At 70.9% G+C, this 15,594-nt stretch carries 9 protein-coding genes and 1 pseudogene; 6 read left to right on the forward strand and 4 right to left on the reverse strand.

Annotated elements, in window-relative coordinates:
- Positions 1 to 514: 514 nt before the first annotated feature.
- From IG54_RS0135085 to IG54_RS0135095, 3 genes and pseudogenes are all read right to left on the reverse strand, one after another.
- Positions 515 to 1,675 (reverse strand): annotated as a pseudogene (locus IG54_RS0135085) (ADP-ribosylglycohydrolase family protein); the annotation flags it as partial.
- Positions 1,659 to 2,942, reverse strand: a complete 1,284-nt coding sequence (locus IG54_RS0135090; protein WP_078594898.1) for an ADP-ribosylglycohydrolase family protein — start codon at positions 2,940 to 2,942, stop codon at positions 1,659 to 1,661. The pseudogene IG54_RS0135085 and the gene IG54_RS0135090, both read right to left, overlap by 17 nt.
- A gap of 29 nt (positions 2,943 to 2,971) precedes the next feature.
- On the reverse strand, positions 2,972 to 3,979 hold the full coding sequence (locus IG54_RS0135095) for an ADP-ribosylglycohydrolase family protein (RefSeq protein ID WP_030794436.1): 1,008 nt from the start codon (positions 3,977 to 3,979) through the stop codon (positions 2,972 to 2,974).
- 257 nt (positions 3,980 to 4,236) lie between these two features.
- On the opposite strand from IG54_RS0135095, the gene IG54_RS0135100 reads away from it, so the two are divergent.
- The 6 genes from IG54_RS0135100 (at position 4,237) to IG54_RS0135125 (ending at position 14,754) form a co-directional block, all read left to right on the forward strand.
- Positions 4,237 to 4,968 (forward strand): VIT1/CCC1 transporter family protein, encoded by a 732-nt coding sequence (locus IG54_RS0135100; RefSeq protein WP_030794438.1) that lies wholly within the window; start codon positions 4,237 to 4,239, stop codon positions 4,966 to 4,968.
- Positions 4,969 to 5,276: 308 nt separating this feature from the next.
- Entirely contained in the window at positions 5,277 to 9,857 is a 4,581-nt protein-coding gene (gltB, locus tag IG54_RS0135105; RefSeq protein WP_078594896.1) for a glutamate synthase large subunit, read from the forward strand.
- Positions 9,850 to 11,310 (forward strand): glutamate synthase subunit beta, encoded by a 1,461-nt coding sequence (locus tag IG54_RS0135110; RefSeq protein WP_030794444.1) that lies wholly within the window; start codon positions 9,850 to 9,852, stop codon positions 11,308 to 11,310. The genes gltB and IG54_RS0135110 overlap by 8 nt, the downstream gene beginning before the upstream one ends.
- Before the next feature lie 246 nt (positions 11,311 to 11,556).
- Positions 11,557 to 12,858 (forward strand): sugar ABC transporter substrate-binding protein, encoded by a 1,302-nt coding sequence (locus IG54_RS0135115; RefSeq protein WP_030794447.1) that lies wholly within the window; start codon positions 11,557 to 11,559, stop codon positions 12,856 to 12,858.
- A 34-nt stretch (positions 12,859 to 12,892) separates the two neighbouring features.
- Positions 12,893 to 13,909 (forward strand): carbohydrate ABC transporter permease, encoded by a 1,017-nt coding sequence (locus IG54_RS0135120; RefSeq protein WP_234336465.1) that lies wholly within the window; start codon positions 12,893 to 12,895, stop codon positions 13,907 to 13,909.
- Complete coding sequence (locus IG54_RS0135125) at positions 13,906 to 14,754, forward strand: carbohydrate ABC transporter permease (RefSeq protein ID WP_051820383.1); 849 nt, start codon at positions 13,906 to 13,908, stop codon at positions 14,752 to 14,754. The genes IG54_RS0135120 and IG54_RS0135125 overlap by 4 nt, the downstream gene beginning before the upstream one ends.
- Here the strand turns inward: IG54_RS0135125 and IG54_RS0135130 are convergent.
- On the reverse strand, positions 14,744 to 15,583 hold the full coding sequence (locus tag IG54_RS0135130; RefSeq protein ID WP_030794455.1) for a chitosanase: 840 nt from the start codon (positions 15,581 to 15,583) through the stop codon (positions 14,744 to 14,746). The two genes, IG54_RS0135125 and IG54_RS0135130, sit on opposite strands and share 11 nt — an antisense overlap.
- Positions 15,584 to 15,594 lie beyond the last annotated feature (11 nt).

A 15,594-nucleotide genomic window follows, 5' to 3' on the forward strand; every position in this document is an offset into this window, starting at 1 on the left:
GTGGGGTACTGGTGGTTGGTGGGGCGGGGGTGGCTGGGGCGGCGGTGGTTGGGGTGGTGCTGGTTGTCGTTGGGGCGGCGGTACCTGGTGGGGTGCTGATGGCTGGTGGGGCGGTGGTGGTCGAGGTGGTGCTGATGGCCGATGGGGCGGCAGAGGTCGGGGTGGTGCTGTCGGCCCGTGGGCCCCCGGCCGCGACCGGTGCGGTCTCCGCGGCCGCAGCCCCGACCTCAGCAGTCGGCACCTGCGCGGCCGCCGAGGCCTGCCTGGCCGTCGGCGCCTGCGTACCGGATGGGGCGGCACGCTCGGTCGGTGCCTGTGCACCGGATGTGGCGGCACGCCCGGTAGACGCCTGCGCGGGAGATGTGGCGGCACGCGCGGTCGACGCCTGTGCGGCAGTTGGGGCGGCACGCGCGGTCGACGCCTGCGCACCGGATGTGGCGGCACGCGCGGTCGACGCCTGCGCGGCAGATGGGACGGCACGCCCGGTAGACGCCTGCGCGGGAGATGCGGCGGCACGCGCGCCCGTCAGCTCTGCGAACGCCGACTCGTGAGCCCTGCGGCGGCGTACATCCCGGGCGAAGATCTCCTCGGTGACCTCCGTGAGCGTCCTCGCGGGGGCGTGCAGGTCGAGGCGGCTGGCCTCGGCGACCCGCTCGGCCCAGTCGGCGGGCACCGCCGCCTCGCCGTGCAGCGCGCCCACGATCGCGCCGCTCATCGTCGCGATGGAGTCGCAGTCCCGGCCGTAGTTGACCGAACCGAGGACGGTGCGGCGGTAGTCCGCCTCGCCGACCAGGAGCATGCCGAGGGCCACGGGCAGCTCCTCGATGGCGTGCAGGCGTGAGGGGCGGCGGGCGCCCAGGGACGGGGAGCGGTAGTCGGGGCCGACCGTGTCGAAGGGGGCGACGGCCTCCCGTAGAGGGGCCAGGGCCGTCTCGAAGTCCCGGTGCCGCGCGGCTACTTCGGCCACCGCCTCGATCGCGGCGCGCGTACCGTCCTTCGCCAGGGCGAGGCACGCCTCGACCACCGAGTCCGCCGTCGCGCCGGGCGTGCAGGCCGCCGCCACCGCGGCCGCGAAGACCCCCGCCGCCTCGCGGCCGTACGAGGACTGGTGGGCGCCCGCGATGTCGAGGGCCTCGGCGTACGCGGCCTCCGGGTTGGCGGCGTTGACCAGGCCGACCGGCGCCATGTACATCGCGGCGCCGCAGTTGACGATGTTGCCGGCGCCCGCCTCGCGCGGGTCGACGTGGCCGTAGTGGAGGCGGGCGACGAGCCACTTCTCGGCCAGGAAGAGCCGGTGCAGGGGGATCGCCTCGGCCTCCAGCTCCGGGATCCAGCGCGGCGCGCTCATGAGGTCCGGCACGAGGTGGTCGGCGACGGCGTACGCGTCGAGGTGGTCGCGGACGGTGCCGTAGACCCGTACGAGCGCGTGCGTGAGCAAGGTGTCGTCGGTGACGTGCCCGTCACCCTTGTGGTAGGGCGCGATGGGGCGGGCGGTGCGCCACCGGTCGCCGTTCCAGGGGCCGACGATGCCTTGGACGCGCCCGCCGTGCCGTTCGACGATCTGCTCGGGCGCGTACCCCTCGACGGGGCCGCCCAGGGCGTCGCCGACCGCCGCGCCGACGAGGCTGCCGGTGATGCGGTCCGCCAGGCCGACCGCGCTAATTGTGGGCTTCATGTCGGAATTGTCCACCTGGAGCGGTCAGTTCTGTGTGTGCCAGGTGCCCGGCGAGTTCCACCAGGTCGGTGCCCGCGAGGCGGGGGAGCGTACAGCCGGAGAGGGTCCGGCAGGCCGTGCGCCAGGCGTCGGGGATCGCTGCCGAGGTGCCGAACGCGCCGGTCAGCGCACCGGCGAGGGCGGGCGCCGAGTCGGCGACGCGGGACAGGCAGGCGGCGGCGGGCACGGCCTCGCGGATACGGCCGCGCGCGGCGACCGCCAGCGCGAGGGCCACCGGAACGGTCTCCGCGGCGGCGATGCCGTAGCTGTACACATGGTCGACGATCTGGTGTTCAAGGAGCGGTACGAGGTCGAAGGCGCACTCGGCGTCGTGGGCGAGCTTCACGGCGTGCCGGGCGTTGCGGCCGATCTCCGTGTGCTCGGGGAGCTGGGCGAGCGCGGCGTCGACCGCCGTACCGATGTCCGCGCCGCCGAGGGCCGCCGCGATCGCCGCGGCCATCGCGCGGGAGCCGTGCGTGCCGTCGCCGTCCTGGGTGTAGCGGGCGTCGAACTCCGCGAGGACGGCGGCCTGTTCGGGGTCGCCGGGGTGGACGAGGGCGAGGACGCAGGCGCGTACGCAGGCGGCGTCGTCGAAGAAGTGCGGGTTGTCGTGGCCGGTGGCGGGCGGACGCAGCCCCGCGGCGAGGTTGCCGAGGCCCGCGCGTACGGAGATCCGGGCGCGCAGGGGGAGTACGGCGGACTCGACCTCGGGGGCGCGGGCCGCCGCCTGCGCCACTTCGGCGGCGAGGGTCGACCAGGCCAGGTCGAGCGCCGCCCGTACCCGGCGGTCGGGGGACAGCTCCTTGCCGAGGGTCCCGTCGGCGGCGCGGAGCAGCGACTCCGCGGTGAACGCCGCCCATTCGGCGTCGTCCGAGGGGCCGAGCCGCAGCGGCTCCGGGGGCTGGTTGAGGGCGATGGGCACGGGGAGGGTGGTGGTGGCGTTCTGCTCGGCGAAGGTGTCCAGCTCCCGGGTGAGGCGCCGGGTCCACTCGGGCATGCGGGCGGCCCGGTGCCGGGCTGCGGGCCAACCGGCGGCGTCACCTGCGGCGAGGCCCAGGAGCAGGCCTTCGATGCGGGGGCCGTATGCCTTGCGGGCGCTGGCTGCGCTCTTGTGAACGCCGTTCGGCTCGCTACCCGGCGCCGGGGGCTGTGCCCACCCGTTCCGCCCTGCGGAACGCCTGCCCACAGCGGGAACAGCGGGGTGAACGGGTGGGTGGGTGGGAGAGATCCGTCGCGAAGCGGTGGGCTTGTCGGGGCTCACGAGGGCTCCCCCGCAGGAAGGAGAAGCTCCGCCACGTCCAGGACGTGATGCCCCCGCATGGAGGGGAGGCAGCTGCCCCGCGCGGGCCCGATCGCCGAGGCCCAGGGGCCAGGGATCGCGGAGACGCCACACGTGGCGCCCGAGAGCGCCCCCGCCACCGCCGCCGTCGTATCGGCGTCCCGCCCCATGTTCACCGCCGAAAGCACCGCGCAGCGGAAGTCGCCGCGGGCCGCCGCGTACGCCCCGAAGGCGAGCCCCACCGCCTCCGGGGCGAGGTCGGTCCAGGGGTAGCCGCCGATGACCACCGCCGAGCGGACCGCGCGTTCGCCCCGGTGGGCGACCGCGACCGCCCGCCGCAGCGACCGCGACGTCCACGAGTCGTCCGGGATGACGGAGAGCGCCGCCGTCACCACGGTGTCCACCCGCGCTCCCGCCATCGCCGCCGCGACCCCCGCCGCGACCGCCTGACCGCCGTAGATGCCCTCCCCGTCATGGCTGACCGAGCCGTCGACGGCGATCAGCCGGGCCGCCTCGGCGGGGCGTCCCGCGGCGAAGACGCCGAAGGGCGCCGCCCGCATCGCGAGGCCGTCGCTCCAGGCGTGCCGGTGTTGGGCAGAGATGGGGGCGGCGAGGCCGCGGCGCAGATTCTCCAGCGTGCCGCGCTCGCTGAAGCCCGCGCCGCGGAACGGGCCCTCGTCCAGGTCGGCGATCCACTGGTGCCAGGCGGCCTCGACGTGCGCGACGGTCAGCGCCGAGCCGTGCCGCGCGAGCAGCAGCCCCGAGAAGATCGCGTACTCGGTGTCGTCCGTGCCCGCCGGGTGGTCGGTGACGTATCCGGTGATGCGGCCCCAACGGGCCCGGATCTCGGACGGTTTCATGTTCTCCGCGGGTGCGCCGAGCGCGTCGCCGACCGCGAGGCCGAGCAGCGCGCCGCGCGCCCGTTCGCGGATGTCGGCGGCGTCGCCGGGCGCCGGGACCGAGGGAACGCATGCGGTGGAAGCCATGCCGTGCCTCCCTGTTGCGCGGACCGCTGGATGCGGTGCTTGGTCCATCTCTGCCACGCGGGGTGCTCACACGAGCATGCCGAGGCTCAGATCACCCCTTCGCCCGCCGAGTGCGCTCGGCGGTGAGCGGCCCCGGGGCCCTTCGCGAGGGCTGCGCGGCGGCGCGTTTTCGCAGGTAAGTACGGCCTTCCTTGCTGGCGGGAGATTTTTTTCGGGCGTACTTTCGACGTCGTCCAAGCATTGAGGGGGTCCACACCATGGCGATCATCGAGACCGAAGCGGCGCTGCACGAGGCGCACCGCGACAACCACACCCACCGTGATGTCAACGGCGGCTGGCTGCGTCCCGCCGTCTTCGGCGCCATGGACGGACTCGTGTCCAACCTGGCGCTGATGACGGGTGTCGCGGGCGGCTCGGTCGCGCAGCAGACCATCGTCATCACCGGCCTCGCGGGACTCGCCGCGGGCGCCTTCTCCATGGCGGCGGGCGAGTACACCTCCGTCGCCTCGCAGCGCGAGCTGGTCCAGGCCGAACTGGACATCGAGCGGCGGGAGTTGCGCAAGCACCCCATGGACGAGGAGCGGGAGCTGGCCGAGCTGTACGTCTCGCGGGGCGTCGAGCCGGAGCTGGCCCGCGAGGTCGCCCGGCAGTTGTCCAAGGACCCCGAGCAGGCCCTGGAGATCCACGCCCGCGAGGAGCTGGGCATCGACCCGGGCGACCTGCCCTCGCCCGCCGTCGCCGCGGTGTCGTCCTTCGGCGCGTTCGCGCTGGGCGCCCTGCTCCCCGTACTGCCGTACCTGTTCGGCGCCACCGTGCTGTGGCCCGCCCTGCTGCTCTCGCTCATCGGGCTCTTCGCCTGCGGCGCGGTGGTCGCGAAGGTGACCGCGCGCTCGTGGTGGTTCAGCGGTCTGCGGCAGCTCGCGCTCGGTGGGGCGGCGGCCGGTGTGACGTACGCCCTGGGCAGTCTGTTCGGTACGGCCGTAGGATGAGGCAGTGCAGTCCTATGCGGGATATTGCATAAGTAGCCGTTACTCGGCGGTTTCGAGTCGGTGACCACCGGGCATGAGCCACAAGCGCCGCGGGCAACGAAGCCTGGGGTGCCCCGGGCCTTCGGCCAAGAGATCTGTCCGTAAAGGTCCCCTCCGAACCGCTCCCACCTCCCCGAGCGGTGTCCACATGTTGGAATGAGCTATCCGCTTTTCGAGAAGCGCTCCATCATGTAACCTGCACGAAATTTCGCCAGGGCCAACGTCGTCCCTCGCCTCTTGCATATGCCACGACGACGACGGGAGTGCCGATGCGTACCCACGCCTGGTCGCCCATGGACGGTCGCCCCGCCCCCCAGGGGATGTACGACCCCCGCAACGAACACGACGCCTGCGGTGTCGGGTTCGTGGCCACCCTGACCGGTGTTGCCAGCCATGAACTGGTCGAACAGGCGCTGACGGTACTGCGCAACCTCGAGCACCGCGGCGCCACCGGCTCCGAGCCGGACTCCGGTGACGGCGCCGGCATCCTGCTCCAGGTGCCCGACGCTTTCCTGCGCGAGGTGGCCGGATTCGAGCTGCCCGCGGCCGGCGCCTACGCCGTCGGCATCGCCTTCCTGCCCGTCGACACCGCCGGCACCACCGATGCCGCCGTCTCACAGATCGAGACGATCGCCTCCCAGGAGGGCCTGACCGTCCTCGGCTGGCGCGATGTGCCCGTCGCCCCCGAGCTGCTCGGCGCCACCGCCCGCTCGACGATGCCCGTCTTCCGGCAGATCTTCGTGGCCGACGGCGAGAGCACCGGCCTGGAGCTGGACCGCAAGGCGTTCATGCTGCGCAAGCGCGCCGAGCGCGAGGCAGGGACGTACTTCCCCTCGCTCTCCGCCCGCACGATCGTCTACAAGGGCATGCTGACCACCGGCCAGCTGGAGCCGTTCTTCCCCGACCTGTCCGACCGCCGCTTCGCCACGGCCGTCGCGCTCGTCCACTCCCGCTTCTCGACGAACACGTTCCCGAGCTGGCCGCTCGCACACCCCTACCGCTTCGTCGCGCACAACGGCGAGATCAACACCGTCAAGGGCAACCGCAACTGGATGCGCGCCCGTGAGTCGCAGCTCGCCTCGGACCTCTTCGGGGGCCAGGAGAAGCTCGACCGGATCTTCCCGATCTGCACGCCCGACGCCTCCGACTCCGCGTCCTTCGACGAGGTCCTCGAACTCCTGCACCTCGGCGGACGCTCGCTGCCGCACTCCGTGCTGATGATGATCCCGGAGGCCTGGGAGAACCACACCTCCATGGACCCGGCCCGGCGCGCCTTCTACCAGTACCACTCCACGATGATGGAGCCCTGGGACGGCCCGGCCTGCGTCACCTTCACCGACGGCACCCAGGTCGGCGCGGTCCTCGACCGCAACGGCCTGCGCCCAGGACGCTACTGGGTCACCGACGACGGCCTCGTCGTCCTCGGCTCCGAGGTCGGCGTCCTCGACATCGACCCCGCGAAGGTCGTCCGCAAGGGCCGCCTCCAGCCCGGCCGGATGTTCCTCGTCGACACCGCCGAGCACCGCATCGTCGAGGACGACGAGATCAAGGCCGCGCTCGCCGCCGAGAACCCGTACCAGGAGTGGCTGGAAACCGGCGAGATCGAGCTGTCCGACCTGCCCGAGCGCGAGCACATCGTGCACACCCACGCCTCCGTCACGCGCCGCCAGCAGACCTTCGGCTACACCGAGGAAGAGCTGCGGATCATCCTCGCGCCGATGGCCAAGACCGGCGGCGAGCCGCTCGGTTCCATGGGCACCGACACCCCGATCGCGGCCCTCTCCGAGCGCCCGCGCCTGATCTTCGACTACTTCACGCAGCTGTTCGCACAGGTCACCAACCCGCCGCTGGACGCCATCCGCGAAGAACTGGTCACCTCGCTGCACAGCAGCCTGGGCCCCCAGGGCAACCTCCTGGAGCCCACCGCCGCGTCGTGCCGCAGCGTCACCCTGCCCTTCCCGGTGATCGACAACGACGAGCTGGCCAAGCTCATCCACATCAACGCCGACGGCGACATGCCCGGCATGAAGGCCGCGACCCTTTCCGGCCTCTACCGCGTCAGCGGCGGCGGCGACGCGCTCGCCGCCCGCATCGACGAGATCTGCGCCGAGGCCGACGCCGCCATCGAGGCCGGCGCCCGCCTGATCGTGCTCTCCGACCGGCACTCCGACGCCGAGCACGCGCCGATCCCCTCCCTGCTGCTCACCTCGGCCGTCCACCACCACCTCATCCGCACCAAGCAGCGCACCCAGGTGGGCCTGCTGGTCGAGGCGGGCGACGTCCGCGAGGTCCACCACGTGGCCCTCCTCATCGGCTACGGCGCCGCGGCCGTCAACCCGTACCTGGCGATGGAGTCCGTCGAGGACCTCGTCCGCGCGGGGACGTTCCTGCACGCCGATGAGGACGGCGGGGCCGAGCAGGCCATCCGCAACCTCATCTACGCCCTCGGCAAGGGCGTCCTGAAGGTCATGTCCAAGATGGGCATCTCGACCGTCGCCTCCTACCGCGGCGCCCAGGTCTTCGAGGCCATCGGACTCGACCAGGCCTTCGTGGAGCGGTACTTCAGCGGTACGACGACGAAGATCGGCGGCGCCGGACTCGACGTCATCGCCCAGGAGGTCGCCGCCCGGCACGCCAAGGCCTACCCGGCCTCCGGCGTCCCCTCGGCACACCGCGCCCTCGACATAGGGGGCGAGTACCAGTGGCGCCGCGAGGGCGAGCCGCACCTGTTCGACCCCGAGACGGTCTTCCGCCTCCAGCACTCCACGCGCAGCCGCCGCTACGACATCTTCAAGCAGTACACGGGCCGCGTGAACGAGCAGTCCGAGCGCCTGATGACGCTGCGCGGCCTCTTCGGCTTCAAGTCGGGCCGGCAGCCGATCTCCATCGACGAGGTCGAGCCCGCCTCCGAGATCGTCAAGCGGTTCTCGACCGGCGCCATGTCGTACGGCTCGATCTCCCGCGAGGCGCACGAGACCCTCGCCATCGCCATGAACCAGCTGGGCGGCAAGTCCAACACCGGTGAGGGCGGCGAGGACCCGGACCGCCTCTACGACCCCGCGCGCCGCTCCTCCATCAAGCAGGTCGCCTCCGGCCGCTTCGGTGTGACCAGCGAATACCTCGTCAACGCCGACGACATCCAGATCAAGATGGCCCAGGGCGCCAAGCCCGGCGAGGGCGGCCAGCTGCCCGGCCACAAGGTCTACCCGTGGGTCGCCAGGACGCGGCACTCGACGCCCGGCGTCGGCCTCATCTCGCCGCCGCCGCACCACGACATCTACTCCATCGAAGACCTCGCCCAGCTCATCCACGACCTCAAGAACGCCAACCCGGCCGCCCGCATCCACGTGAAGCTGGTCTCCGAGGTCGGCGTCGGCACGGTCGCCGCGGGCGTCTCCAAGGCCCACGCGGACGTCGTCCTCATCTCCGGGCACGACGGCGGCACCGGCGCCTCCCCGCTGACCTCGCTGAAGCACGCGGGCGGCCCCTGGGAGCTGGGCCTCGCCGAGACCCAGCAGACCCTGCTGCTCAACGGCCTGCGGGACCGCATCGTCGTACAGACCGACGGTCAGCTGAAGACCGGCCGCGACGTGATCATCGCCGCGCTGCTCGGCGCCGAGGAGTTCGGTTTCGCGACCGCGCCGCTCGTCGTCTCCGGCTGCGTCATGATGCGCGTCTGCCACCTGGACACCTGCCCGGTCGGCATCGCCACGCAGAACCCCGCGCTGCGCGAGCGCTTCTCGGGCAAGGCCGAGTACATCGTGAACTTCTTCGAGTTCATCGCCGAAGAGGTCCGCGAGATCCTCGCCGAGCTGGGCTTCCGCTCCATCGAGGAGGCCGTCGGCCACGCCGAACTCCTCGACACCGAGAAGGCCGTCAAGCACTGGAAGGCGCAGGGCCTCGACCTGGAGCCGCTCTTCCACGTGCCGTCGCTGCCCGCGGGCGCCGTCCGGCACCAGATCACGGTCCAGGACCACGGCCTGGAGAAGGCGCTCGACAACGAGCTGATCAAGCTCTCCGCCGACGCGCTCGCGGCCTCCAGCGCCACCGACGCGCAGCCCGTGCGCGCCCAGGTCGCCATCCGCAACATCAACCGCACGGTCGGCACCATGCTCGGCCACGAGGTGACGAAGAAGTTCGGCGGGGCGGGCCTGCCCGACGACACCATCGACATCACCTTCACCGGCTCGGCGGGCCAGTCGTTCGGCGCGTTCGTGCCGCGCGGTGTCACCCTGCGCCTCGAAGGCGACGCCAACGACTACGTCGGCAAGGGCCTGTCCGGCGGCCGCATCATCGTCCGCCCGGACCGCGGCGCCGACCACCTCGCCGAGTACTCGACGATCGCCGGCAACACCATCGCGTACGGCGCGACCGGCGGCGAGCTGTTCCTGCGGGGCCGCACCGGCGAGCGCTTCTGCGTCCGCAACTCCGGGGCGACCGTGGTCTCCGAGGGCGTGGGCGACCACGGCTGCGAGTACATGACCGGTGGCCACGCGGTGATCCTCGGCGAGACGGGACGCAACTTCGCGGCCGGCATGTCCGGCGGCATCGCGTACGTCATCGACCTGGACCGCGACAACGTGAACGCGGGCAACCTCGGAGCCGTCGAGGAGCTGTCCGACACCGACAAGCAGTGGCTGCACGACGTGGTGCGCCGCCACCAGGAGGAGACGGGCTCGACCGTCGCCGAGAAGCTCCTCGCCGAGTGGGACGTGGCCGTGGGCCGCTTCAGCAAGATCATCCCCAGCACGTACAAGGCAGTGCTCGCCGCCAAGGACGCCGCCGAGCGAGCCGGTCTCTCCGAGACCGAGATCACCGAGAAGATGATGGAGGCGGCGACCAATGGCTGATCCCAAGGGCTTTTTGAACCACGGCCGCGAGGTCGCCAAGACCCGCCCGGTCGGCGAGCGCGTCCGGGACTGGAACGAGGTCTACGTCCCCGGTTCGCTCCTCCCGATCATCTCCAAGCAGGCCTCGCGCTGCATGGACTGCGGCATCCCCTTCTGCCACAACGGCTGTCCGCTCGGGAACCTCATCCCGGAGTGGAACGACTACGCGTACCGCGAGGACTGGTCCGCCGCCCAGGAGCGGCTGCACGCCACCAACAACTTTCCGGAGTTCACGGGCCGCCTGTGCCCGGCCCCGTGCGAGTCGGCGTGCGTGCTCGGCATCAACCAGCCCGCCGTCACCATCAAGAACGTCGAGGTCTCGATCATCGACCAGGCGTGGGACCGCGGCGATGTCGCGCCCCAGGCCCCGGAGCGCCTCTCCGGCAAGACGGTCGCGGTCATCGGCTCGGGCCCGGCCGGTCTCGCCGCCGCCCAGCAGCTGACCCGCGCCGGTCACACGGTCGCCGTCTACGAGCGCGCCGACCGCATCGGCGGACTGCTGCGCTACGGCATCCCCGAGTTCAAGATGGAGAAGCGGCACATCAACCGCCGTATCGAGCAGATGCGCGCGGAGGGCACCAAGTTCCGTACCGGCGTGGAGATCGGCCGGGACATCGACGCGATGAAGCTGCGCAAGCGGTACGACGCCGTGGTCATCGCCGCCGGTGCCACCATCTCCCGCGACCTCCCCGTGCCGGGCCGCGACCTGAACGGCATCCACTTCGCCATGGAGTACCTGCCGCTCGCCAACAAGGTGCAGGAGGGCGACTTCGTGGCGCCCCCCATCACCGCCGAGGGCAAGCATGTCGTGGTCATCGGCGGCGGCGACACCGGCGCGGACTGCGTCGGCACCGCCCACCGCCAGGGCGCGGCCTCGGTCACCCAGCTGGAGATCATGCCGAAGCCGGGCGAGGACCGGGCGCCGCACCAGCCGTGGCCGACCTTCCCCATGCTGTACAAGGTCACCTCCGCGCACGAGGAGGGCGGCGAGCGGGTCTACTCCGTCTCGACCACGCACTTCGAGGGCGACGAGAACGGCAACGTCCAGTTCCTGCACCTCGTCGAGGTCGAGTTCATCGACGGCAAGCTGACCCAGAAGCCGGGCACCGAGCGCAAGATCCCCGCCCAGCTGGTCACCCTCGCGATGGGCTTCACCGGCACCGACCGGGAGAACGGTCTGGTGGAGCAGTTCGCCCTGGAGCTGGACGAGCGCGGCAACGTGGCGCGCGACGCCGACTTCCAGACCAACGTCCCCGGTGTCTTCGTCGCCGGAGACGCCGGCCGCGGCCAGTCGCTCATCGTCTGGGCGATCGCCGAGGGCCGTTCGGCGGCACGCGGTGTTGACCGATTCCTCACCGGTGCGAGTGATCTTCCGGCCCCGATCCGCCCGACGGACCGCGCCTTGATGGCGTAACTCCGTCCCCCCTACGTCCCGTACAACGGCGTACGGAACTGACGCGGCGCCCGCCTTGTCCCCGACCGGACCAGGGCGGGCGCCGTCGCGTTACGCCTGAGTTGCATGGTGTGCAACGGTACGAGCGTATGTTGCGGCACTCGCAACCGTCATTACGGTTCGGCCGCTTATCCCAATGGGTCTAGACCGCCTCTGCCCTATGTGACCACAATCGCTCCCACCAATCGGAACCTGGAGGGGGCCGGCATGAAGCGACGGGTCATCGCGGCTGTTGCTGTCGCCATGAGTCTCGGACTGACCGCCACGGCGTGCGGCGGTGATGACGGGGACGACGGCGGCAAGGCCACCGACGGCAAGGGCAAGACCCTCACCGTATGGATCATGGAGGGCACCAACCCCGACGCGCGGCCCTTCTTCAAGGAGGCCGGGGACGCCTTCGAGAAGAAGACCGGCGCCAAGATCAAGGTCGAGTACCAGCAGTGGGCCACCGCCCAGAAGAAGTTCACGACCGCCATCGAGGGCGGCGAGGACCAGGTGCCCGACGTGGCCGAGGTCGGCACGACCTGGGTGCCGCAGTTCGCCGAGACCGACGCGCTCGTCGACGTCACCGACGAGGTGAGGAAGTCGGGCCTCGGCGACGACCTGGTCGAGGGCCTCAAGGACGCGGGCACGCTCGACAGCAAGCAGTACGGCATGCCCTGGTACGCGGGCGTCCGCTCGCTCGTCTACCGCAAGGACCTCTTCGCCAAGCACGACATCAAGCCCCCGACCACGTGGCAGGAGCTGCGGACGGCCGCGAGGACGCTCAAGGAGAAGGAGCCGAACCTGGTCGCCTTCCCGGTGGCGGGCGGCGCCGAGATGTTCGCCGCCCCCTTCGTCTGGGGCGCGGGCGGCGAACTCGCCACCGAGTCCGGCGGCTCCTGGAAGTCCGGCATCAACTCGCCCGAGGCCGTCAAGGGCATCGAGTTCTACACGGACCTCGCCACCAAGGACAAGGTCTCCCCGGCCAAGGTCAGCACCTGGGCGGAGAAGGAGGTCGGCGAGGCCTGGAACAAGAGCGAGATCGGGATGTCCATCGGCGGCAACTGGACCCCCAAGGCCATCGTCGACAAGAACCCCTCCCTCAAGGGCAAGCTCGGCGCCGTGCCGCTGCCGGGCCGGAACGGCGGCATGAGCAAGTCCTTCCTCGGCGGCTCCTACCTGTCCACGTTCAACACGGACAAGAAGGAACTCGCCTGGGAGTTCGTGAAGATGCTCACCACCGGCGAGTTCGCCGCCAAATGGGCCGAGCAGACCAACTACTTCCCCGGCCAGAACTCCGAGCTGAAGAAGATCGCGGCGAAGAAGGACCCGCTGGTCGAACCGTTCGCCAAGCAGATGCTGGAGGCGGGCGCCACGGTCCCCAAGACCAAGGCGTACGGCGAGATCCAGGCCTCGAAGGTCATCCCGCGCATGGTCCAGTCGATCCTCACCGGCAAGGCGTCCGTCCAGGAAGCCGCGGACAAGGCCGCCGAGGACATGGACGCGATCTTCGCCAAGGACAAGTGAACGAGGGCTGGTTCGGCACTGTGAGGACGCGACTGTGAAGGACGCGACTGTCGTGAAGGACACGCTCGTCGGCGAAGGCGGCGGACCGAGGACCACGGTCCGCCGCGACGCCCCGCGGCCCGCCGGCGCCGCCGAGGCCGCCCGCCGCCGCAAGAAACTGATCACCCTCACCCGCCCCTGGCTCCTCCTCACCCCCTCCCTCCTCGTCCTCGCCGGACTCCTGCTCTGGCCGCTGATCCAGGTCGGCAAGCTCTCCCTCCAGGACTACGAGGTCAAATTCGGCGGCGGAGTAGGGACGTTCACCGGATTCGACCACTACCGCGACCTGCTCAGCGGCGACCTGCTGTGGCGGACCGTCCTGCCCAACACCGTCTTCTTCGCCCTCGCCTGCGTCGGCCTGACCGTCACCCTCGGCACCCTCGTGGCGCTGCTCCTCAACCGCCTCGGCCCCACCTGGCGGCTGATCTGCTCGATCGCGATCCTCGCCGCTTGGGCCATGCCCGCGGTGACAGGAACGTACGTATGGATCTGGCTCTTCCAGCCACAGGACGGCATGGCGAGCCAGATCGCGGGCTCCCTCGGCCTGATCGACCCGGAGACCACCAACTGGTTCACCGAGCGCGGCCCGTTCTACGCCATCGCCACCCTCAACGTCATCCACCACGGCTTCCCCTTCGTCGCCATCACCGTCCTCGCGGGACTGATGACGATCCCCAAGGAGCTGTACGAGGCGGGGGAGCTGGACGGCGCGAACGCCTGGCAGCGGTTCTGGAACATCACCGTGCCGACGATCAAACCCGTCTTCCTCGTGGTGACCATCCTCTCCACCATCTGGGACTTCAAGGTCTTCCCCCAGATCTATCTGATGCCGGGCGGCGACGGCTCCAACCCCGAGGTCTACAACCTCGGCGTCTACTCCTACATCGAGGCGTTCGCCAAGAACGACTACGGCGCGGGAGCGGCCGCCGCGGTCCTGCTGACCGTGCTGCTCCTCGCCATCACCGTCGTCTACATCCGTACGCTCTTCCGGCAGGGGGAGGAGGAACTGTGACCGCCCGCACGCGCACGCACACCCGCACCACCCTCGCGAGCCGCATCGGCCTACCGGTCGCCGTCGTCGCGCTCCTCGTCTTCACGCTCTTCCCCGTCTACTGGATGATCTCCACCGCGCTCGACCCGAAGGCGCTCACCCGGGGTGCGGACGTGCTGCCCAGCGGCCTCAGCCTCGAACACTTCGAGTTCGTCTTCGACAAGGGCAACTTCGGTACGTACCTGCTGAACTCGGTGCTCGTCGGCCTCGCCACCATCGTCGCGGCCGGGGTGCTCTCGCTCTTCGCGGCCATCGCCGTGGCCCGCTTCAAGTTCCGCTTCCGTACCTCCGTACTGATCATGATCCTGATCGTGCAGATGGTGCCGCTGGAGGCCCTGGTCATCCCGCTCTTCATCCAGATGCGGGACTACGACATGCTCAACTCCCTGCTCGGGCTGAGCATCGTCTACATCGCCCTCTCGCTGCCCTTCGCGATCTGGACGCTGCGCGGCTTCGTCGCGACCGTCCCCAAGGAGGTCGAGGAGGCCGCGTACATCGACGGGGCGTCCTGGCCGCGGATGTTCTGGTCCGTGCTGCTGCCGCTGGTCGCGCCGGGCCTCGTCGCCACCTCGATCTTCGCCTTCATCACGGCGTGGAACGAGTTCGTCTTCGCCTACACCTTCATGAAGGGCAGCGACAAGTACACGGCGGCCGTGGGCATCTACCAGTTCTTCGGGGAGAACTCGACGTCCTGGGGCCCGGTCATGGCCAGCTCCACCCTGGTCACGGTGCCGGTGATGATCTTCTTCGTGATCGTGCACCGGAAGCTGGGCTCGGGGCTGGCGGCGGGCGCGGTCAAGGGCTGACGGAGGTCACCTTGTAGGTCTCCCCGTACACCTTCCACGTCAGCGGCGTCCTGAGGTCCAGATTGCCGTCCCTGAGGAAGCGGCGCTGCGCGGTGTCCAGGCGCGTGGTGTCGTGGTGGCCCTTCTCCCGCTTCATCACCGCACGGCGCACATCCAGGAAGGCGTCGAGGTACGCCGTCTCCTCGCCGCCCCCGGCCGGCGTGTCCGCCTGCTTCAGAGCCGCCTCGCGCAGGTTTTGGAAGGTGCGCGGACCGGAGCCGGGGCCGTGCATGACCATCGCGTCGTAGTAGATGAACTGGCCGAGCGTGCCGAGCCCGTCGCGTTTGGCGAGGCGCACGGCGGGGTCGAAGTAGCCGCGGTCGCGCGCCCGGTCCTGGGCCGCGCGGAACGCGGGCTCGGCGGCCTCCGCCTGCCAGGCCTCGGTGAAGCCGGGGTCCAGGCCCTTGTGGGAGTCGCTGCCGTCGACCTTCCGCAGGGCGGGGAGGTAGCGGGCGAGCCGATTGTCCGGGTGGTCCTTCGTGTAGCGCTCGACGAGGCCGAGCAGGTCGCCCGTGCCGGTGCAGAAGCCGATGAGCCCGGCGGTGTAGCCCCGCCCGTCGCCGATGTCCTCGATATAGCCGTACTGGCCGCGCCAGTCGAGCGTCGAGTTCTCCGCGCTCGACACGAGCCGGTGCGCCAGCTCCCTCTTGGCGGGGGCGGCGAGGCCCGGCGGCGGGGCAGCCCCGGAGCCGTCGCCCGCGCCCTCGCCCGCGTCGTCGCCCAGGAGGCATGCGGCCACCGTGGCGACGGGGACGACGACGAGGAGGAGCAGCAGACCGGCGCGTTTCATTCGGCCAAGGT

The organism is Streptomyces sp. NRRL S-920 (assembly GCF_000717945.1).
Classification (GTDB): Bacteria; Actinomycetota; Actinomycetes; order Streptomycetales; family Streptomycetaceae; genus Streptomyces; species Streptomyces alboniger.